The organism is Pseudomonas sp. Mb7 (assembly GCF_054790525.1).
Genome location: NZ_CP186501.1, coordinates 4,519,967 through 4,539,629, shown reverse-complemented (window position 1 = coordinate 4,539,629; position 19,663 = coordinate 4,519,967). Strand labels below are relative to the sequence as shown.

At 58.3% G+C, this 19,663-nt stretch carries 18 protein-coding genes; 12 read left to right on the top strand and 6 right to left on the bottom strand.

Annotated elements, in window-relative coordinates; translation table 11 throughout:
• Window positions 1-174: 174 nt before the first annotated feature.
• Window positions 175-2,907, top strand: a complete 2,733-nt coding sequence (locus ACOYXH_RS20365; RefSeq protein ID WP_095125775.1) for a LuxR C-terminal-related transcriptional regulator — start codon at window positions 175-177, stop codon at window positions 2,905-2,907.
• Between the two features lie 52 nt (window positions 2,908-2,959).
• On the opposite strand, the gene ACOYXH_RS20360 is transcribed toward ACOYXH_RS20365, so the two are convergent.
• The 3 genes from ACOYXH_RS20360 to ACOYXH_RS20350 are packed head-to-tail and all read right to left on the bottom strand — an operon-like array spanning window position 2,960 to window position 6,385.
• The gene (locus ACOYXH_RS20360; RefSeq protein WP_220556977.1) at window positions 2,960-3,766 is read right to left on the bottom strand and encodes a PP2C family serine/threonine-protein phosphatase; all 807 of its coding nucleotides are present in this window, start codon (window positions 3,764-3,766) and stop codon (window positions 2,960-2,962) included.
• 3 nt (window positions 3,767-3,769) lie between these two features.
• Complete coding sequence (locus ACOYXH_RS20355; protein WP_095050638.1) at window positions 3,770-4,444, bottom strand: vWA domain-containing protein; 675 nt, start codon at window positions 4,442-4,444, stop codon at window positions 3,770-3,772.
• Between the two features lie 24 nt (window positions 4,445-4,468).
• On the bottom strand, window positions 4,469-6,385 hold the full coding sequence (locus ACOYXH_RS20350; protein WP_460065984.1) for a protein kinase domain-containing protein: 1,917 nt from the start codon (window positions 6,383-6,385) through the stop codon (window positions 4,469-4,471).
• Window positions 6,386-6,501: 116 nt separating this feature from the next.
• Between ACOYXH_RS20350 and ACOYXH_RS20345 the strand changes: the two genes are divergently transcribed.
• Together ACOYXH_RS20345 and ACOYXH_RS20340 are read left to right on the top strand one after the other, a co-directional pair.
• Complete coding sequence (locus tag ACOYXH_RS20345) at window positions 6,502-7,146, top strand: MBL fold metallo-hydrolase (protein WP_460409915.1); 645 nt, start codon at window positions 6,502-6,504, stop codon at window positions 7,144-7,146.
• A gap of 117 nt (window positions 7,147-7,263) precedes the next feature.
• Entirely contained in the window at window positions 7,264-8,001 is a 738-nt protein-coding gene (locus ACOYXH_RS20340) for an OmpA family protein (protein WP_095050641.1), read from the top strand.
• Between the two features lie 226 nt (window positions 8,002-8,227).
• On the opposite strand, the gene ACOYXH_RS20335 is transcribed toward ACOYXH_RS20340, so the two are convergent.
• Complete coding sequence (locus ACOYXH_RS20335; protein WP_095050642.1) at window positions 8,228-8,662, bottom strand: Z-ring associated ZapG family protein; 435 nt, start codon at window positions 8,660-8,662, stop codon at window positions 8,228-8,230.
• Between the two features lie 144 nt (window positions 8,663-8,806).
• Here ACOYXH_RS20335 and ACOYXH_RS20330 point away from each other — a divergent pair, with 144 nt between their 5' ends.
• The 3 genes from ACOYXH_RS20330 to zapE all read left to right on the top strand — a co-directional run bounded on the left by ACOYXH_RS20330 (window position 8,807) and on the right by zapE (window position 12,001).
• Window positions 8,807-9,436, top strand: a complete 630-nt coding sequence (locus tag ACOYXH_RS20330) for an alpha/beta hydrolase (protein WP_095050667.1) — start codon at window positions 8,807-8,809, stop codon at window positions 9,434-9,436.
• A 24-nt stretch (window positions 9,437-9,460) separates the two neighbouring features.
• Window positions 9,461-10,816, top strand: coding sequence for a tryptophan--tRNA ligase (locus ACOYXH_RS20325; RefSeq protein WP_077574485.1), 1,356 nt, complete (start codon window positions 9,461-9,463; stop codon window positions 10,814-10,816).
• A 90-nt stretch (window positions 10,817-10,906) separates the two neighbouring features.
• Window positions 10,907-12,001 (top strand): cell division protein ZapE, encoded by a 1,095-nt coding sequence (gene zapE, locus ACOYXH_RS20320; RefSeq protein ID WP_034156483.1) that lies wholly within the window; start codon window positions 10,907-10,909, stop codon window positions 11,999-12,001.
• A gap of 196 nt (window positions 12,002-12,197) precedes the next feature.
• On the opposite strand, the gene ACOYXH_RS20315 is transcribed toward zapE, so the two are convergent.
• Window positions 12,198-13,094 (bottom strand): GlxA family transcriptional regulator, encoded by an 897-nt coding sequence (locus ACOYXH_RS20315; protein WP_175555647.1) that lies wholly within the window; start codon window positions 13,092-13,094, stop codon window positions 12,198-12,200.
• Between the two features lie 250 nt (window positions 13,095-13,344).
• Here ACOYXH_RS20315 and ACOYXH_RS20310 point away from each other — a divergent pair, with 250 nt between their 5' ends.
• The gene (locus tag ACOYXH_RS20310; protein WP_095050645.1) at window positions 13,345-14,481 is read left to right on the top strand and encodes an acyl-CoA dehydrogenase family protein; all 1,137 of its coding nucleotides are present in this window, start codon (window positions 13,345-13,347) and stop codon (window positions 14,479-14,481) included.
• Between the two features lie 156 nt (window positions 14,482-14,637).
• Here the strand turns inward: ACOYXH_RS20310 and ACOYXH_RS20305 are convergent, their stop codons facing one another.
• Complete coding sequence (locus ACOYXH_RS20305; RefSeq protein ID WP_007917033.1) at window positions 14,638-15,678, bottom strand: NADP(H)-dependent aldo-keto reductase; 1,041 nt, start codon at window positions 15,676-15,678, stop codon at window positions 14,638-14,640.
• 245 nt (window positions 15,679-15,923) lie between these two features.
• Here ACOYXH_RS20305 and rplM point away from each other — a divergent pair, with 245 nt between their 5' ends.
• The 5 genes from rplM to ACOYXH_RS20280 all read left to right on the top strand — a co-directional run bounded on the left by rplM (window position 15,924) and on the right by ACOYXH_RS20280 (window position 19,614).
• Window positions 15,924-16,352 carry a 50S ribosomal protein L13 gene (gene rplM / locus ACOYXH_RS20300; RefSeq protein WP_007917032.1) on the top strand — a complete coding sequence of 143 codons (429 nt, stop codon included), beginning with the start codon at window positions 15,924-15,926 and terminating at the stop codon, window positions 16,350-16,352.
• 14 nt (window positions 16,353-16,366) lie between these two features.
• Window positions 16,367-16,759: a 30S ribosomal protein S9 gene (gene rpsI / locus ACOYXH_RS20295; protein ID WP_008080273.1), complete on the top strand. Its 393-nt coding sequence runs from the start codon at window positions 16,367-16,369 to the stop codon at window positions 16,757-16,759.
• Window positions 16,760-17,027: 268 nt separating this feature from the next.
• Window positions 17,028-17,621: a ubiquinol-cytochrome c reductase iron-sulfur subunit gene (gene petA, locus ACOYXH_RS20290; protein WP_003228055.1), complete on the top strand. Its 594-nt coding sequence runs from the start codon at window positions 17,028-17,030 to the stop codon at window positions 17,619-17,621.
• Window positions 17,621-18,832, top strand: coding sequence for a cytochrome b (locus ACOYXH_RS20285; protein ID WP_093430693.1), 1,212 nt, complete (start codon window positions 17,621-17,623; stop codon window positions 18,830-18,832). Before petA ends, ACOYXH_RS20285 begins: the two co-directional genes overlap by 1 nt.
• Complete coding sequence (locus ACOYXH_RS20280; RefSeq protein WP_095050646.1) at window positions 18,832-19,614, top strand: cytochrome c1; 783 nt, start codon at window positions 18,832-18,834, stop codon at window positions 19,612-19,614. The genes ACOYXH_RS20285 and ACOYXH_RS20280 overlap by 1 nt, the downstream gene beginning before the upstream one ends.
• Window positions 19,615-19,663 lie beyond the last annotated feature (49 nt).

Genomic DNA, 19,663 nt, shown 5'->3' with positions numbered 1-19,663 from the left:
CCGCTGTAACCCGAGGCCGCATCCTCGTGAAAACGCCCCGACTGGTTCGGGGCGTTTTTTTGCGTGTAGCCTTTTTGTAGCCATTTGTAGCAGCAACCTTCATAACCGGTTCGTTTAAGGCTAGTCTGCGGACATCTGCAATGCCGCCAACAGCAATTCGAACAAGAGCCGGCCATGACTGATCTGTCCCCACTTCCGGGTCCCGCAAGTGTTGCCGTCGCGGCACTGGACGGGCGTTTTTTCCGCCCGCCGCTGCCCGACGGCTACGTCTTGCGACCACGCCTTTGCGAGCGCCTGCAGGCCGGGCTCGGTGGGCGTCTGTTGCTGGTCAGTGCCCCTGCCGGGTTTGGCAAGAGTTCGCTGGCGGTGGAGTTCTGTCAGAGTCTGCCGGCACACTGGCAAAGCCTTTGGCTGGGCCTGAGTCCTCGCGACAGCGACCCGGGGCGCTTTCTCGAACGTCTGCTCGAAGGCTTGCAGGACTACTTTCCGCAACTGGGCAGTCGCGCACTCGGCCTGCTGAAAATGCGCCAACGCCATCAGCCCTTCGCCTTCGAAGAATGGCTCGACGGCCTGCTCGATGAACTGACCCTGCACCTCGATCCCGATGCGCCGCTGCTGTTGGTGCTCGACGATTACCATCTTGCGCAAGGCCCGGTGCTCGATCGCTGCCTGCAGTTTTTCCTCAACCATTTGCCCGATGGCTTGCTGGTGATGGTCACCAGTCGCCAGCGCCCGGACTGGCATCTGGCGCGCTTGCGTCTGTCACGGCAGTTGCTGGAGTTACATGAAGCGGATCTGCGCCTGACTCACGACGAAGCCCTGACCTTGCTCGATCGCCACAGCAGTTCGCTGCGCGGTGAAGCGCTGGAAAACCTGATCCAACGCAGCGAAGGCTGGGTCGCCGGTTTGCGGTTCTGGCTGCTCGCGGTGTCTGAGGCCGGCAGCGATGCGGCGCTACCGCAAGCGTTGAACGGGGGGGAAGGGCTGATCCGCGACTATCTGCTGGAAGAGGTCATCGACTGCCTGCCGGCCGAGGTGCAAGCCTTTCTGTACGACACCGCCCCCCAGGAACGCTTTTGCAGCGAGTTGTGCGACGCCGTTCGCGAAGCCCACGACAGCGCCGAGATCCTGCGTTTCCTGTTGGCCCATCAGGTCTTTCTGGTGCCGCTGGACGAGCACGGTCACTGGTATCGTTATCACCATTTATTTTCGGATTTGTTGCGCAGTCGGCCGATTGCTCAGGCGATGGTGCCGACTGCAACGCTGCACCTGCGTGCCTGTCGCTGGTTCAACGCACAAGGGCTGCTGGATGAAGCCGTGGAGCAGGCGTTGCGCGCCGGTCACCTGGATGTTGCGGCAAATCTGGTACAGAACCTCTCGGAGGAGCAACTGCTGGCCGAGCAAAACGTCGGCATGCTGCTGCGCTGGAAAATGGACCTGCCAGACAGCCTGTTGATCAGCACCCCGCGCTTGATCGTGTTGTACAGCTGGGCGCTGGGGCTGGCCTGTCAGCTCGATGCCGCCGAAGAGTTGTCCAGCCATCTGAGCCGTTTCCTGCCGGCGCCTTCCGCTACCGCGCAAAAGTCGATGCTGGCGCAATGGCTGGCGTTGAGCGGGATTATCGCTCGAGGGCGTGGGCACCGTGAGCTGACGATCAGATATTGCACCGAGGCCCTGGAAAGCCTGCCGGCCAAACGTTATGGCCAACGGCTGATGTGTCTATCGACCTTGTCCAATCTGGCCATTGCCGATGGCGATCTGTGGCGTGCACGCGGTCTTAACCGCGAATCCCTGGAGCTGGCGCAGCGGGTCGGCAATCCGTTGTTCGAAGCTTTGGCCCATTACGACCGTGCACGGGTGTTGCAATCGCGTGGCGAAATCCTGCGCGCACTCGATGAAGTCCATCAGGGCCTTGAGCGACTGCGTGGTTTGTCGCCACAACGTCTGTACGCGGTGCGCGCTCGGCTGACGTTGTATGAGGGTTTTCTGTTGGCCATGCGCTTGCAGCCTCAGGCGGCACGCGTGCGGTTGTTGGCCGGGATCAGCGAGGCACGAGCCTGTCGCGATATCAGCGTATTGATCGGCCATTGTGTCATCGCTCGTCTGGACGGCAGCAGTGGCGAATTCGCCAAGGCTTTTGCCGAACTCGCCGAAGCCGAACGCCTGATGCACATCTGGGACGTGCCGCCGATCTACTACCTGGCGATGATCACGCTGGTCAAATGTGAACTATGGCTGGCGCAGGGCCGTACTGATCTGGCCGAAGCGTGGCTGGCGCGATTGGGCCAGACCTACACCGGCGAACGCGCCGCTGCGCCGCCGGAGTTCCATCCACAACTGCCGCTGCATGTGGAACTGCAACAGGCGTTGCTGGACATTATTCAGGGGCAACCGATGCTCGCCGAAGGGCGTTTGAACGTGTTGCATGAAAACGGCCAGCAAACCGGCCGGCAGTTGCTCAGTGTGATGGCGTTGACGCAGAAGGTGGCGCTGTTGCTGGCAGGTGGCCGCGAGCCTGAAGCGCGCAAGGCATTGGGTCAGGCGCTGGAAGCAGCCGCCGGAGGCGTGCTGCAGCCGTTCGATGCCTTGATGAAGGGGCACGAGAATTGGCTGCGAAGCCAATTGCAGACTTCGCCGGCGCTCACAGGACAGCAACTGCTTGATCACTTCCCGCCAGCGACGTCTCGCCCGGTTGTGGATTGCGCAGTGGCTGAGCAACTCAGCAGCCGCGAACTGGCGGTACTACGCCTGATCGCCCAAGGCTGTTCGAATCAGGAGATCAGCGAACAGTTGTTTATCTCTTTGCATACCGTGAAAACCCACGCCAGCCACATAAACAGCAAGTTGGGGGTCGAGCGGCGCACGCAAGCGGTGGCCCGGGCGAAAGAATTGGGGGTGTTGCAGTAACCGGAGCTGGATGCCTCTGGCGCAAGGCGAACCTTGGGCCAGAGGTTGTCGATTACTTCGCTTCGTCAGCGTCCACGCCGTTTATCGACCCCTCACGTTCAAGAATCGACATCAGGCCCAAGGCGCAATCATCGCTAGTTTTGCTGGCGATGGACTGTTGCAGGTTCTCGCTCAGCACAGCTTTGAATTTTTTCCCAGGCAGCGTCGCATTCCACCCCAGCAGTGTCTTGACTGCCGGTGCAGGTAATCCGCTGGATTTTTGATAAAGGCTTTCTGCGCTGCCGTCACTCATGATCGCAAAGCCGGTTGGCGTGTCGATGTGGCCGCGGTACAACCGTAGCTTCGATATCGCTTTAGGGTCAGTCAGAAACCAGGTGGTATTGGCGTATTCACCGTTTTCTGGAGGCGAGAGAGTCTGGAGTTGCCCGTCCGAATCAATGCTTGCGATGACACCATCGCCCAAGTGCCCGGCCATGTAGCGACCCTGCGAGTAAGCAACGAACGACAGGGTGCACGCCAGATCGTTGATGTCGCCGCCGTGCTTGGCGGATTTGCGCCTGAATGCGTCCAGACAGCGATTGACCAGACGCTGGGCTGCCTTCGCATGGATTTTTTCCATATTTTGCCAAAGGCTTTCAAAATTCTTGCAGACGTAGGCGAGTGTCGCGGTGACCGCGACCTGGGCGCCAATGTCCGACCGGGCTCTGGAGCCCGCACCGTCAGCCAGGGCTATGCAGGTCACGCCGTTGGACTCTCTTGCCGCGACATAGTCCTGGCAAGGTGTTTGAGTTTTCAGGTGCGAGCGCCCCGCGACCGACGCGAAAGCGGTTTTACAGGTGAAGTCTGGGAGGTCAGACATGGCTCAGACCTGTCCCCAGGCTTCGATGCCTTTGATATCCAGTGGCACTGCGTCACCGGGTGTCGACTGTGAGGCACGGGAAACACTTTTGCTCAGCCAGGCAAAAAACTCGTTGAAGCGCAGGCCTTTGAGGCGCAGTGGCGGGCGTGACGGCGAGAATCGAGCCAGCGATTGTACGTTCGCGGCTTTACCGATTGCGATGGGGAACACGGTCAGTTTGCGTTTGCTGATCATGTCGCTGACGCGAGTGGCTGCTTCGCTAATGTCATCGGTCGGCTCGCCATCCGTCATGAGAACCATCCACGGCTGAAAGTAATCCACGCCAGCCTGTTGATAATCCTCTTTGCGCGCTTCCAGCAAATCCAGAGCGATGCCCACGGCGTGCCCCATCGGAGTCATGCCGGAAGCGACCAGCGGCGGTACGTCCTGACGGCTGATGGAGCCGAAATCCATGACTTTCTGCGCTGTTCCGCCAAAAGTCACGATGCAGATTTCAGCGGCATATTGCGCTATTTCATCGTCCTTGATTGCTTCGAAAAACTGCTGAACGCCCGAGTGCAGTTCTGCAATAGGTTCGCCTTCCATTGATCCGCTGACATCCAGCACGAGGCAGACGGGTACGCGTGTGGTCGGGTTCTCAGCAAGTTCTTCCTGACTGAGGAGATAGTTGTCTGGCATGGAATTGTCCTTGTGGGGTGAGCGTTACAGCCAACGCTTCAAGAGTCGTTTGAACCAGCGCAAAACGATGTTTTGCGGATTGCTCGCGTGCACTGGCAATGGTCGATAGGGTTGCGGTCGAGCGGATGTCGGTTGCTGCGGCGGCCTTGCCACTGTCGGGCGAGCGGTTGCAGGTGCAGCCGCGGGCGCAGGACGTTTCGGAGCCGGTGCCGCCACTTTGGGAGGCGGAGGCGGCGTTGGGCGAGGCACGATGGGCGCCGGAGGTGGCGCCGCACGCTGGCCGGCCTGCTCGATTTTCTTTTGGCTCTCACTGGCCAGTTTTTTCAGTTTCGCTGTTTTCTGGCAGTCCGAGCATATGGTCGGCTTGCCTGCCGCCTTCATTTTTTCAAACCAGTCCTTGGCCACCTTGTGGGGCTTTTTGCAACTGCCACAGACGTCTTCAACGGGATCTTTGATATGAAACGCGGCAGGAAACAAATCATCGCAATGTTTGCCTTTGCGTAACCCTTCGCCGTACTGAGTCAGCAGTTTTAGCCAGTCATCGATGGGGCGTCGCTGATTGTCTTCGAAAGTATTGCTGAATGCCTGTTTAAGCGGATACGGCAAATGACTCCAGATATGCTGCCAGACGCCCACCGGCGCGACGCTTGCCCGGCCGATGCCGCTGCCCTTTTTGAATCGGTAGGGGAAGTTCATGTTCTTGATGTTGTCGGAAGCCGTTCCGCCACCCTGTTGAGAATAGGGTGGTTTGCCTGGCAGCAGGATCATGAACAGCATGGTGGCGATGGCGAACAGCTCGTGATTTTTTGTGCGCAGGTAGTCGCCATATTTTTCGTCCTGGATTTCCGGCGCGGTGAACGGCACCGTGCCCACTTCGCAGGGGAAATGTCCAATCTGGAAGCTGTCGGTATCGACCATCCAGACCTTGTTGCTGTCTGCCGTCACGAGCAGGTTCATCGGATTGATGTCGCCCACGATGATATTCAGCGAGTGCAGATAGTGCACCTGTTTCAAAAAGGCGGTCGCGACATTCACCAGGTCACGCCGCGTCCATTTCGCGAAGGTCTTCAGCAGTACCTGTTTGACGAATACCGTGCTGTGGAGTGTTCTGCCATCCGCGCGAGGCATGACATAACCCACGAACTCCTTTTGCGCATTGAACACAAGCTCGGTCGGCCAACAAATGCCGGGTTCGGCGATTTTACGCGTCACCATCAGGCTGATTTTCTCGCGGCGCCGGGTCGTGAGTTTTTCAATGTGATAGATCTTGCAGACTTCTGCGTTGCCAGCCACGGCATGGATCGTTCCTTCTCCGCCGGCGCTGATGGCTTTATCCAGGGTCAATTGACGACCGCTCGAGGTGGTCACCACCGAGCCTTGCGCGACACGTTCACCTTGGTTGCGAATAACCATGTCGGCAGTGAGGAGCGGGGTTGCCGGCATGTCGAAAGGCACGATCGGTGCAGGTGCAGGTGCAGGTGCACTTTTAGGTGGTAGCGAGGGTGCCGGTCCGGTCCAGCGCTGGGCTCTGGCCTGCGCGGCTTTGCACTGCGCGAGCTGCGATTCGTCGCATGTCAGTAGCAGCAGATCGTAATGGCGGCACAAGTCGACGACTTCTCCCGACGGGCTTTGCTCCAGTGGCGTGGTCGTGCGTTTGAGCGCGAAGATCGCTTGGCCATTGAACGAGCATTCGGCCAGCAGATCGCCGGGATGCAGCGCTGTACCTTTAGGGAGCGCACGGTGCGGCCGAGACGGTTTGCCGATGAAGTACCGAAAAAAATCCCGTGCGTTGCGGTGGACCTGCTCTTTTCCCTCGGTCAGTGACTGAAGCTTCAGAAGATCGGAATGGGCGATAAAAGGCAAACCATTCCTGGCGCGAATGCGGTTGATAATGTCCGGGTCCAGTAAAAGGACGCTTTTATCGACGAGCACGTGTTCCATAGAGTGGGGCATTGGCTTCCTGCCGTCTTGTTTCAAAATTGGCACGGCGCGAGGATACCCCATCAATTTTGCGCATCACAACCGCAGTGGCACGCCTTGGCATCAGGATCAAAACCATGCAAACCCCGAACACAGCGCTCATCCGCGAAACCTTTCCCGTCGGTCCGCTCCAGTGCAACAGCACCATCATCGGCGACCCGATCACCAAAAAAGCCATCGTCGTCGACCCGGGTGGTAATCCTGACCTGATCATGGCGCGCCTTGATGCCCATGGCCTGAAAGTCGTCAGCATCATTCACACCCACGCGCACCTCGATCACTTTCTCGCTTCCGGGCAGATGAAGGAAAAAACCGGCGCGACCCTGCATTTGCACAAGGAGGACCAATTCCTTTGGAACAACCTCGAAATGCAGTGCCAGATGTTCGGTGTGCCCTACACACCGGTGCCATCGCCAGATCGCTGGTTGAGCGACGATGAGGAACTGGCCTGCGGTTGCGGTGTTGCCCTGCACACGCCGGGACATACACCCGGTTCCATGAGCTTTTGGTTTTCCGAGGCTAAGCTGTTGATAGCCGGCGACACGTTGTTTCGTCGCGGGGTAGGGCGCACGGATTTATGGGGCGGCGATCAGGCGACCATCGTGCGTTCGATCAAGCAGCGGCTATATACGCTGGACGAGGATGCGACCGTGGTGACCGGTCACGGGCCGGATACGCGTCTGGGTGATGAAATGCGCGAAAACCCGTTTGTGCGCGCCTGAATATTTTGTCACGAGTGCTCCGCGGAATTTTTGTGCATTGTCATGATCCAACGCCCGCACAGGTCCATTACTTAGTGGCCGCTGCACCACAGAATGCAAAAAAAGTAGGAGCTCTCCATGTTCACCACGCGTCGTTTGATTATTGTCGCTACTGCCGTGGCCTTGCTGTCCGGCTGCGCCTCGCCTAACCCGTATGACAATCAGGGCCAGGCCGACGGTGGCTCGCAAGGCATGAGCAAAACCGCCAAATACGGCGGCCTCGGTGCACTCGCCGGCGCACTGGCCGGTGCCGCCATCGGTCACGACAACCGCGGCAAAGGTGCCTTGATCGGTGCGGCGGTGGTGGGTGCGTCCGCCGCCGGTTACGGTTATTACGCCGACCAGCAAGAAAAGAAACTGCGCGCGAGCATGGCCAACACTGGCGTTGAAGTGCAGCGCCAAGGCGATCAGATCAAGCTGATCATGCCGGGCAACATTACGTTCGCCACTGATTCGGCGAACATCGCGCCAAGCTTCTACCAGCCGCTGAACAACCTCGCGGGCTCGTTGAAAGAGTTCAACCAGAACCAGATCGAGATCGTTGGCTATACCGACAGTACCGGTAGCCGCCAGCACAACATGGACCTGTCCCAGCGTCGTGCGCAGAGCGTGGCGACCTACCTGACCTCGCAAGGTGTCAGCGGTGCCAACCTCTCCGCCCGTGGTGCCGGCCCGGATAACCCGGTTGCCAGTAACGGTGACGTGAATGGCCGGGCGCAGAACCGTCGCGTTGAAGTCAACCTGAAGGCGATTCCGGGTCAGCAGTATGGTGGTCAGCAGCAACAGCAGCCGGGTACGGTTCAGCAGTATCCGTAAGCGCTTGCCCGAATGAAGAAATGCCCGGTCCTGTGATCGGGCATTTTTTTGTCTGGCCTGTTATGGCCTCATCGCGAGCAGGCTCACTCCCACATTTGAAATGCATTCCCCTGTGGGAGCGAGCCTGCTCGCGAAGGGGCCGCTACAAACACCGAAGATTACAGACACAAAAAAGCCCCCGGGACACATCACTGTCCGGGGGCTTTTTGTTTTCAGCGAAGGCTGATTACTTCTTCAGACCATAGTGCTCATCGAGCATGCCCGGCGAGTTCGGGGTCTTCGGTGCGTAGTCGCGCGGTGGCTCCTGATCGCGCGGTGGCGTCAGGCGTTCACGTGGCGTGACTGCCGCGTCAGCGTGCAGGGCAGCGATCAGGCGCTGGCGGGTCTGCTCGTCCAGGGCCAGACGATTGGCACCCTCGGCGAGATGATCCTGCACTTCCTGATAGCTCTGGGTCAGCTTCTTGACCAGCATCGCGGTGCTGTTGAAGTGGGTGACCACCTCGTTTTGATAACTGTCGAAACGCTCCTGGATATCATCCAGTTGACGCTGCGTACGGCTCGGCGCGGCGTTCGGCGCAACGCGCGCGATCAGGAATCCAATGGCGACACCCACAACCAGGGCAAGAGTCGGTAACAACCAAACTAAGAGCGAGTGTTCCACGAGTCCTTCCTCTATAAACGGCTTTGCTTTACGTTAACGGCTCGAACCTGCGCTGTATACCGCGATTCACTCGCAATAGATTGGCACAGACAATTTGCTAGACGAGTCGACCCGATTCGAGGTCACGGAGTTCCTTCCTTGCTGATGCGTGAAACCCCTGTAGTGATTGACGGCCCGGTGGGTCAACTTGAGTCTCTGTACCTGGATAACGAGCAGCCAATCGGCATCGCGCTGATCTGCCATCCGAACCCGGTGCAGGGCGGCACCATGCTCAACAAGGTCGTCTCGACCCTGCAGCGCACCGCGCGCGACGCCGGCCTGATCACCTTGCGCTTCAACTATCGCGGCGTTGGCGCCAGCGAAGGTTCCCACGACATGGGCACCGGCGAGGTCGACGATGCTCAGGCTGCCGCTGCATGGCTGCGTGAAAAACACCCGGATCTGCCACTGACCCTGTTCGGTTTCTCCTTCGGCGGATTTGTTGCAGCAAGTCTCGGCGGCCGTCTCGAAGCCCAAGGCGTGCAGCTCAAGCACCTGTTCATGGTCGCGCCAGCGGTGATGCGTCTTAGCGAACAGGATCAATTGCCACAAGATGGCGAACTCACCGTGATCCAGCCGGAAACCGACGAAGTCATCGATCCGCAACTGGTCTACGCCTGGTCGGAAAAACTCCAGCGCCCCCATGAGCTGCTGAAAGTGGCAGAATGCGGACACTTTTTTCATGGCAAGTTGACCGATCTCAAGGATCTGATCCTGCCGCGTCTCTCGAATTGATTGCAGTCTGACAAGCGATTACCCATGACGAACCGTACCCGTATCCTCACCGGCATCACCACCACCGGCACGCCGCACCTGGGCAACTACGCCGGCGCTATCCGCCCGGCGATCCTTGCCAGCCGCGACAGCAATGCCGATTCGTTCTACTTTCTGGCCGACTACCACGCCCTGATCAAATGCGATGACCCGCTGCGCATTCAGCGCTCGCGTCTGGAAATCGCCGCGACCTGGCTGGCCGGTGGACTCGATGTCGACCGCGTGACTTTCTACCGCCAGTCCGACATCCCGGAAATCCCTGAACTGACCTGGCTGCTGACCTGCGTGGCCGCCAAGGGCCTGCTCAACCGTGCGCACGCTTACAAGGCGTCGGTGGACAAGAACGTCGAAACCGGTGAAGACCCGGACGCTGGCATCACCATGGGCCTCTACAGCTACCCGGTGCTGATGGCCGCAGACATCCTGATGTTCAATGCGCACAAAGTGCCGGTCGGTCGTGACCAGATCCAGCACGTGGAAATGGCCCGCGATATCGGTCAGCGTTTCAACCATCTGTTTGGTCAGGGCAAAGAATTCTTCACCATGCCCGAAGCGTTGATCGAAGAAAGCGTGGCGACTTTGCCGGGCCTCGACGGTCGCAAGATGTCGAAGAGCTACGACAACACCATCCCGTTGTTCTCCAGCGCCAAAGAGATGAAGGACGCGATCTCGCGGATCGTCACCGACTCCAAAGCGCCAGGCGAAGCCAAGGATCCGGACAACTCGCACTTGTTCACCCTGTTCCAGGCCTTCGCCACGCCAGCGCAGGCTGACGAATTCCGCAGCGAACTGCTCGGCGGTCTGGGTTGGGGCGAGGCGAAGAGCCGTCTGTTCCAGTTGCTCGATAACGATCTCGGCGAAGCGCGCGACAAGTATCACCAGCTGATCGAGCGCCCGGCGGATCTGGAAGACATCCTGCAGATCGGTGCGAAAAAGGCCCGTGCGGTGGCAACGCCGTTCCTCAACGAACTGCGTGAAGCCGTTGGCCTGCGTTCCTTCGTCAATCAGGTTCAGGTTGCCGCGACGACCAAGAAGAAAGCCGCGAAAGCCGCACGTTTCGTCAGCTTCCGCGAAGACGACGGCAGCTTCCGCTTCCGTCTGCTGGCGGCTGATGGCGAACAACTGCTGTTGTCGCGCAACTTCGCCGACGGTAAAACCGCAGGGCAGGTGACCAAGCAACTGCAATCCGGTCAGCCGCTGGACGTGCGCAGCGAAGACCTGAGCTTCAGCGTCTGGCTGGAAGGCGAATGTGTCGGTGACAGCCCGGCGTTCGCCGACGCGGCTGCGCGAGACGCGGCCATCGAGGCTTTGCGCGTCGCGCTGACCCCGGTTCAGGACTAATCGGCGGCACGGTCCGACCAAGGGCCGATTGCCATTCCCACGGGCCGTCGCTACAGTGACGGCCCGTTTTTGTTGCCTTGCTAACGAATTATGACGCCCCTAGAACGATACCAAGCTGATCTGAAACGCCCGGACTTCTTCCATGACGCCGCGCAGGAAACTGCCGTGCGTCATTTGCAGCGTCTGTACGAGGATCTGATCGCCGCCGATCAGAACAAGCCGGGTCTGCTGAGCAAACTGTTCGGCAAAAAGGATCAGACGCCGGTCAAAGGCCTGTATTTCTGGGGCGGCGTAGGTCGCGGCAAAACTTATCTGGTCGACACCTTCTTCGAAGCGCTGCCGTTCAAGGAAAAGACCCGCACCCACTTCCACCGCTTCATGAAGCGCGTGCACGAAGAAATGAAAACCCTCGGCGGCGAGAAAAACCCGCTGACCATCATCGCCAAGCGCTTCGCGACCGAGTCGCGGGTAATCTGCTTCGATGAATTCTTCGTCTCCGACATCACCGACGCCATGATCCTCGGCACGCTGATGGAAGAGTTGTTCAAGAATGGCGTGACCCTGGTCGCGACCTCGAACATCGTGCCGGACGGTCTGTACAAGGACGGCCTGCAACGTGCGCGCTTCCTGCCAGCCATCGCCCTGATCAAGCAGAACACCGAGATCGTCAACGTCGACAGCGGTGTCGACTACCGTCTGCGTCACCTCGAACAAGCGGAACTGTTCCACTATCCGCTCGACGAAGCCGCTCACGAAAGCCTGCGCAAGAGCTTCAAGGCTCTGACGCCAGAGTGCACCGCAGCGGTCGAGAACGACGTGTTGATGATCGAAAACCGCGAGATCCGTGCGCTGCGCACGTGTGACGACGTGGCCTGGTTCGACTTCCGCGAACTGTGCGACGGCCCACGTAGCCAGAACGACTACATCGAACTGGGCAAGATTTTCCACGCCGTGCTGCTCAGCGGTGTCGAGCAGATGAGCGTCACCACCGACGACATCGCCCGCCGCTTTATCAACATGGTCGACGAGTTCTACGACCGCAACGTGAAGCTGATCATTTCTGCAGAGGTCGAGCTGAAGGATCTGTACACCGGCGGCCGTCTGAATTTCGAGTTCCAGCGCACGCTGAGCCGTTTGCTCGAGATGCAATCGCACGAATTCCTGTCGCGGGCGCACAAGCCTTAAGCGGATTTTCGGCAAAGAAAAAGGGCCTGCAATTGCAGGCCCTTTTTTATGCGCTGAAGCAAAATTCGAGCGGACTGCGATCCCTGTGGGAGCTGGCTTGCCAGCGATGGCGTCGTGTCAGGTGATATTTATTTCACTGACAAACCGCTATCGCTGGCAAGCCAGCTCCCACAGGTTTTGTATTTGCTTCGGGGGGCTATGCCGCCTGCTGAAACTGCTGTCGATACTGATTCGGCGACAGCTCGGTGTGCTGACGGAACAGCCGCGCAAAGAAGCTCGCATCATCGTAACCGACCTCATAACTGATGGTCTTGATGCTCTTGCGGCTGCCGGACAGCAGGCCCTTGGCGGTTTCGATACGCAGGCGTTGCAGGTAATGCAGTGGCTTGTCACCGGTGGCGGTCTGGAAGCGGCGCATGAAGTTGCGGATGCTCATGCCGTGCTCGCGGGCGACGTCTTCGAAGCGGAACTTGTCGGCGAAATGCTCTTCAAGCCAGTGCTGGATCTGCAGGATGATCACGTCCTGGTGCAGCTTCTGCCCACCGAAACCGATGCGTCCTGGCGCATAGCTGCGCTGCACTTCATAGAGAATGTCGCGGGCCACGGCTTGCGCGACATTGGCCCCACAGAAACGCTCGATCAAGTAGATGTAAAGGTCGCAGGCTGACGTGGTACCGCCGGCGCAATACAAGTTGTCGGCATCGGTCAGGTGCTTGTCCTGATTGAGATAGACCTTGGGAAAGCGCTCGGCGAAAGCATTGAAGAAACGCCAGTAGGTGGTCGCTTCCTTGCCGTTGAGCAGGCCGGCCTCGGCCAGCCAAAACACCCCGGTGGCTTCACCGCACAACACCGCGCCACGGGCGTGCTGTTCACGCAGCCAGGGCAACACTTGCGGATAACGGCCGCACAACGTGTCGAAATCGTCCCAGAACGCCGGGAGGATAATGACGTCGGCGTTTTCCAGGCCACCGTCGACCGGCATTACCACGTCACTGAAGCTGTTCACCGGTTTGCCGTCGGGGCTGACCAAGCGTGTTTCGAACGCTGGAGTCAGGCCGTGGCCCAGTTGTTTGCCATAACGCAGGCTGGCCAGATGGAAGAAATCCTTGGCTTGCATGAGAGTGGAGGCGAAAACCCGGTCGATTGCCAGGATGCTGACGCGCCGCAAGGGCGTGGAGACTTGCTTGGACATAATTCAACTTTTGTTTTGTTTTTATAAGGGAAAGTGGTCACCAGACGGCTGGATCGTCTTATTTTTTGTCGGATGTGTCCAGTGTCCTGTGTCAGAGGGGAGGCTTAGTCTCTGAAGGCCATCTCCCTCCAACAACAAAGAAAGGTGCCGCATGATCCCCAGAACCTTGTTCAGCTCCGAGCACGAATTGTTTCGCGACAGCGTCCGCACCTTCCTCGAAAAAGAGGCGGTGCCGTTCCATGCGCAATGGGAGAAACAAGGCCATATCGACCGCAAACTCTGGAACAAGGCCGGGGAGGCGGGGATGCTCTGCTCGCACCTGCCGGAAGAATACGGCGGCCTGGGGGCGGACTTTCTCTACAGTGCGGTGGTGATCGAGGAGGTCGGGCGACTGGGCCTGACCGGCATCGGCTTCTCGCTGCATTCGGACATTGTCGCGCCGTACATCCTGCATTACGGCAGCGAGGCGCTGAAGCACAAATACCTGCCGAAACTGGTTTCGGGCGAGATGGTCACGGCCATCGCCATGACCGAGCCGGGGGCGGGTTCCGATCTGCAAGGTGTGAAGACCACCGCTGTGCTGGACGGTGACGAATATGTGATCAACGGTTCGAAAACCTTCATTACCAACGGCTTTCTCGCGGATCTGGTGATCGTGGTGGCCAAGACCGATCCAAAGGCCGGCGCCAAGGGCACCAGCCTGTTTCTGGTGGAAGCGGGTACGCCGGGTTTCGATAAGGGCAAGCGCCTCGAGAAGGTTGGTATGAAGGCGCAGGACACGTCGGAATTGTTTTTCCAGGACGTGCGCGTGCCGAAAGAAAACCTGCTGGGGCAGGCCGGGGCCGGGTTCGCTTATCTGATGCAGGAATTGCCTCAGGAACGTCTGACTGTGGCGATCGGTGGCCTGGCTTCAGCTGAAGCGGCGTTGCAATGGACGCTTGATTACACCCGCGATCGCAAGGCCTTCGGCAAGGCGATTGCCGACTTCCAGAACACCCGCTTCAAGCTGGCCGAGATGGCAACTGAAATTCAGATCGGCCGAGTGTTCGTCGATAAATGTCTGGAGCTGCACCTGCAAGGCAAGCTCGACGTGCCGACGGCGGCGATGGCGAAATACTGGGGCACCGATCTGCAATGCAAGGTGCTCGACGAGTGCGTGCAGTTGCATGGCGGTTACGGCTTCATGTGGGAGTACCCGGTGGCCCGGGCGTGGGCGGATGCGCGGGTGCAGCGGATCTATGCCGGCACCAATGAAATCATGAAGGAGATCATTGCGCGGTCGCTTTGATGATCGTTCCCACGCTCTGCGTGGGAATGCCGCCGGGGACGCTCCGCGTTCCGCTTTGGTGGTGATCTGATCGGCCTCTTCGCGAGCAGGCTCGCTCCCACAGGGGATCACCGTACCTGTGGGAGCGAGCCTGCTCGCGAAGCTTTTAGCGGTAAATCAAGGCGCTGGGTTCGGGTGATCCTTGTGAATCGCCTCGATCCCTGCCAGCACTTCATCGGAAAGCTTCAGATCAAAACTGGCAATGTTGCTGTCCAGTTGCTCAAGCGTCGTCGCGCCAATGATGTTACTCGTGACGAATGGTTGCTGAGTGACGAACGCCAATGCCATCTGCGCCGGGTCCAGACCGTGCTCCCGGGCCAGCGCGACATAACGGCTGCACGCTGCTTCCGACTGCGCATTGAAATAGCGGCTGAAGCGACTGTAGAGGCTCAGGCGACCTTTCGGCGGACGAGCGCCACCTTCGTACTTACCTGACAGGAAACCAAACGCCAGCGGCGAATAGGCGAGCAGGCCGCACTGTTCGCGTATGGCGATTTCCGCCAGGCCCACTTCAAAACTGCGGTTGAGCAGGTTGTAGGGGTTCTGGATCGACACCGCGCGCGGCCAGCCACGCGCTTCGGCCAAGGCCAGAAAACGCATGGTGCCCCACGGGGTTTCGTTGGACAGACCGATGTGGCGGATCTTGCCGGCCTTCACTTGCTCGTCGAGTGCTTCGAGAGTGTCTTCGAGCGGGGTCAGGTTGGCTTCGATCTTGTGCTTGTAACCCAGTTGTCCGAAAAAGTTGGTGCTGCGTTCCGGCCAGTGCAATTGATACAGGTCGATGTAATCGGTCTGCAGGCGCTCGAGGCTGGCGTCCACCGCTGCGGTGATGTGCTGGCGGTTATGGCGCAGGTTTTTGTCGCGGATGTAGTCGATGGTGTTGCCGGGGCCGGCGATCTTGCTGGCGAGGATCCAGTCGGCGCGGTCGCCGCGACTTTTGAAGTAATTGCCGATATAGCGCTCGGTGGTGGCGTAGGTTTCGGCTTTCGGCGGCACCGGGTACATCTCGGCGGTGTCGATGAAATTGATCCCGGCTTCTTTGGCCCGTTCAATCTGCGCGAAGGCTTCAGCTTCAGTGTTTTGCTCGCCCCAGGTCATGGTGCCGAGGCAGATTGCACTCACGTTCAGGTCGGTACGGCCTAGCTGGCGATAGTCCATCGGGTGCTCCTTGGGCAAAACAATCATAAAAGCAGGTTGAAATATTTTTCGCAATCTGCATAATTGCCGACCTCTTTCTGCAGTGGAAGTGATGCGCCGCCGCCGAAGAATCTTGCCGTTGAACGGACGCGCCGACCCGAGCCCCCGAAAGCGTCTGTATCCGGCTGCCTTTGACTTGTCAAAGTACGCACTATTCAGTAAGATCCGCCGTCTAATTTACAGGGCGGCCCCTGAGGCTATAAAGAATGAAAACTTTTACTGCTAAACCGGAAACAGTAAAGCGCGACTGGTTTGTCGTCGACGCTGCTGGTCAGACCCTGGGTCGTCTGGCCACCGAAATCGCGAGCCGTCTGCGTGGCAAGCACAAGCCTGAGTACACTCCTCACGTTGACACCGGCGACTACATCGTCGTAATCAACGCCGAGCAGATTCGTGTTACCGGTGCTAAAACCACTGACAAAATGTACTACTCCCACTCCGGTTTCCCGGGCGGCATCAAGTCGATCAACTTTGAAAAGCTGATCGCTAAAGCCCCTGAGCGCGTGATCGAGACCGCGGTTAAAGGCATGCTGCCTAAAAACCCACTGGGTCGCGACATGTACCGTAAGCTGAAAGTCTATGCGGGCGCTGCACACCCACATACTGCTCAGCAGCCCCAAGAACTGAAGTTTTAACGGAATAGTACATTATGTCGGCGACTCAAAATTACGGCACTGGCCGTCGCAAGACCGCAACCGCACGCGTTTTCCTGCGTCCGGGTACTGGTAACATCTCCATCAACAACCGTTCGCTGGAAAACTTCTTCGGCCGTGAAACTGCCCGCATGGTAGTTCGCCAGCCGCTGGAGCTGACTGAGACTGTCGAGAAGTTCGACATCTACGTCACCGTGATCGGCGGTGGTGTAAGTGGTCAAGCTGGCGCAATCCGCCACGGCATCACTCGCGCTCTGATGGACTACGACGAAACCCTGCGTGGCGCTCTGCGCAAAGCTGGCTTCGTTACTCGCGACGCCCGTGAAGTTGAACGTAAGAAAGTTGGTCTGCGTAAAGCGCGTAAGCGTCCGCAGTACTCGAAGCGTTAATTCCGCTTCCGCGTTCAAAAAGAACGCCCGCCTCCTCACGGAAGCGGGCGTTTTTTTATGCCTGTGATTTATCAAAGAATTGCGCTGCGACAACTTGCCACTTCCGTAGACCCCCTATACTGCAAGGCTTGAGGGTAAGAGCCCGGGTAATTCCCTTGTCAGAATTGGGGCTTTTCATTACCATTCGGCAAAATTTTTATAAGTAACATTGATTTATTTAGTAGATGCCTGATTTAACAGGCCACAAAAGCTGATGGGAGAGGACTGAATGAGCAATGACGGCGTGAATGCAGGCCGGCGTCGCTTCTTGGTAGCAGCCACATCCGTGGTGGGTGCTGCAGGAGCGGTGGGGGCTGCGGTCCCGTTCGTGGGGTCATGGTTTCCCAGTGCCAAGGCGAAAGCCGCCGGTGCACCGGTGAAAGTGAATGTCAGCAAAATCGAGCCAGGACAGCAGATGATTGCTGAATGGCGCGGCCAGCCGGTGTTCATTGTCCGCCGTACTGCGGAAATCCTGGGGAATCTCAAGAAGATCGAGGGCCAGCTCTCCGATCCAACCTCCAAAAACTCCACGCAACCCACCTATGTCGACCCTGAAGTGCGTTCGATCAAGCCGGAAATTCTGCTGCTGATCGGGATCTGCACGCACCTGGGTTGCTCACCAACTTTCCGTCCCGAAGTGGCACCTGCGGATCTCGGCAAAGACTGGGTCGGTGGCTATTTCTGCCCTTGCCACGGCTCCCACTACGATCTGGCTGGCCGCGTCTACAAGTCGCAACCTGCGCCTTTGAACCTGCCAGTTCCCCCGCATTCCTATGAGACCGATGACCTGATTGTCATCGGCGTCGATACGGAGAAAGCGTGATGAGCAAGTTCATGGATTGGGTTGATGCGCGCTTTCCTGCGACCAAAATGTGGGAAGACCATCTCAGCAAGTATTACGCTCCAAAAAACTTCAACTTCTTCTATTTCTTCGGCTCTCTGGCGCTGCTGGTGCTGGTCAACCAGCTCGTCACCGGCGTCTGGCTGACGATGAGCTACACGCCATCGGCAGAAGAGGCTTTTGCGTCTGTCGAAGGCATCATGCGTGACGTCAATCACGGCTCGATTTTGCGTCTGCTGCACGCTGTCGGCGCTTCGATGTTCTTCATCGTGGTGTATCTGCACATGTTCCGCGGCCTGCTTTACGGCTCGTACCAGAAACCGCGCGAGCTGGTCTGGGTCTTCGGCATGCTGATTTATCTGGCGCTGATGGCTGAAGCGTTCATGGGTTACCTGCTGCCATGGGGTCAGATGTCCTACTGGGGTGCCCAGGTGATCATCTCGCTGTTCGGTGCGATTCCGGTGATCGGCAACGACCTGACGCAGTGGATTCGTGGTGACTATCTGATCTCCGGAATCACCCTGAACCGCTTCTTCGCCTTGCATGTCGTGGCTCTGCCGATCGTGATTCTCGGTCTGGTGGTGCTGCACATTCTGGCGTTGCACGAAGTCGGTTCGAACAACCCTGACGGCGTCGACATCAAGAAGCACAAAGACGAAAACGGTATCCCGCTGGACGGCATTGCCTTCCATCCGTACTACACCGTGAAAGACATTGTCGGTGTCGTTGTGTTCCTGTTTATCTTCTGCTTTATTGTGTTCTTCTTCCCGGAAATGGGTGGCTATTTCCTCGAAAAACCAAACTTCGAGCCGGCCAACCCGTTCAAGACGCCGGAGCATATCGCGCCGGTCTGGTACTTCACGCCGTTCTACGCGATCCTGCGAGCAATCCCTGACAAACTCATGGGCGTCATCGCCATGGGCGCTTCAATTGCTTTCCTGTTTGTCCTGCCGTGGCTCGATCGCAGTCCGGTCAAATCCATGCGCTATAAAGGCTGGATGAGCAAAGTCTGGCTCGTCATATTCTGCGTTTGCTTTGTGCTGCTTGGCTGGACTGGCGTGAAAGCTCCGACGCCGTCTCTGACGTTGCTGTCGCAGGTCTGCACCTTCCTGTACTTCGCGTACTTCATCCTGATGCCGTTCTACACCAGGCTCGAGAAGACCAAACCGGTTCCGGAAAGGGTGACTGGCTGATGAAAAAGTTATTTTTTGCTCTGATTTTTGCTGCTCTGCCTGTTCTGTCCTTCGCCGCTGAACACGGTGGTCCGGAGCTGGAAAAGGTCGACATCGACGTTTCCGACAACGCTGCGCTGCAGGATGGCGCACGTACCTTTGCCAACTATTGCATGGGTTGCCACAGTGCCAAGTTCCAGCGTTACGAGCGGGTGGCCGATGATTTGGGCATTCCTCACGAAATGATGCTGGAGAAACTGGTGTTCACTGGCGCCAAGATTGGCGATCACATGAACATCGGCATGCAGCCGGCAGACGCCAAGACCTGGTTTGGTGCCGCACCACCGGATCTGACCCTGGTCGCTCGCGTACGCGGCACCGACTGGCTCTACGGTTACCTGAAGTCGTTCTACGAAGATCCTGCACGTCCATGGGGCGTGAACAACAAGGTCTTCCCGAACGTCGGCATGCCTAACGTGCTGGTCGGCCTGCAAGGTCGTCAGGTCGTGGGTTGCAAACAGGTGCAGATCGTCGAAGACGGCAAGAAGCAATATGATCCGCTGACCGGTACGCCTCTGACTCATGAAGCGTGTGATCAACTGACCATCGTGCCGAAATCCGGTGCTCTGAACGAAGAGCAGTTCGATGAGAAGGTCAAGAATCTGGTAACCTTCCTGGCTTACTCGGCTAACCCGGTTAAGCTGCAACATCAGCGCATCGGTACTTATGTCTTGCTGTACCTGGCGTTCTTCTTTGTGTTCGCCTACCTGCTCAAGCGTGAATACTGGAAAGACGTGCACTGATACGCTTCAAGCATTGCTGTTAATCGCGCGCGCCCAAGGGCGCCTCCGA

Coding starts and splice junctions, on each gene's coding strand:
- ACOYXH_RS20280 (WP_095050646.1), top strand. CDS start 18,832: ATGAAAAAGTTATTTTTTGCTCTGATTTTTGCTGCTCTGCCTGTTCTG.
- ACOYXH_RS20330 (WP_095050667.1), top strand. CDS start 8,807: ATGCGTGAAACCCCTGTAGTGATTGACGGCCCGGTGGGTCAACTTGAG.
- ACOYXH_RS20340 (WP_095050641.1), top strand. CDS start 7,264: ATGTTCACCACGCGTCGTTTGATTATTGTCGCTACTGCCGTGGCCTTG.
- ACOYXH_RS20310 (WP_095050645.1), top strand. CDS start 13,345: ATGATCCCCAGAACCTTGTTCAGCTCCGAGCACGAATTGTTTCGCGAC.
- ACOYXH_RS20325 (WP_077574485.1), top strand. CDS start 9,461: ATGACGAACCGTACCCGTATCCTCACCGGCATCACCACCACCGGCACG.
- zapE (WP_034156483.1), top strand. CDS start 10,907: ATGACGCCCCTAGAACGATACCAAGCTGATCTGAAACGCCCGGACTTC.
- rplM (WP_007917032.1), top strand. CDS start 15,924: ATGAAAACTTTTACTGCTAAACCGGAAACAGTAAAGCGCGACTGGTTT.
- petA (WP_003228055.1), top strand. CDS start 17,028: ATGAGCAATGACGGCGTGAATGCAGGCCGGCGTCGCTTCTTGGTAGCA.
- ACOYXH_RS20345 (WP_460409915.1), top strand. CDS start 6,502: ATGCAAACCCCGAACACAGCGCTCATCCGCGAAACCTTTCCCGTCGGT.
- rpsI (WP_008080273.1), top strand. CDS start 16,367: ATGTCGGCGACTCAAAATTACGGCACTGGCCGTCGCAAGACCGCAACC.
- ACOYXH_RS20305 (WP_007917033.1), bottom strand. CDS start 15,678: ATGGACTATCGCCAGCTAGGCCGTACCGACCTGAACGTGAGTGCAATC.
- ACOYXH_RS20360 (WP_220556977.1), bottom strand. CDS start 3,766: ATGTCTGACCTCCCAGACTTCACCTGTAAAACCGCTTTCGCGTCGGTC.
- ACOYXH_RS20350 (WP_460065984.1), bottom strand. CDS start 6,385: ATGGAACACGTGCTCGTCGATAAAAGCGTCCTTTTACTGGACCCGGAC.
- ACOYXH_RS20365 (WP_095125775.1), top strand. CDS start 175: ATGACTGATCTGTCCCCACTTCCGGGTCCCGCAAGTGTTGCCGTCGCG.
- ACOYXH_RS20355 (WP_095050638.1), bottom strand. CDS start 4,444: ATGCCAGACAACTATCTCCTCAGTCAGGAAGAACTTGCTGAGAACCCG.
- ACOYXH_RS20285 (WP_093430693.1), top strand. CDS start 17,621: ATGAGCAAGTTCATGGATTGGGTTGATGCGCGCTTTCCTGCGACCAAA.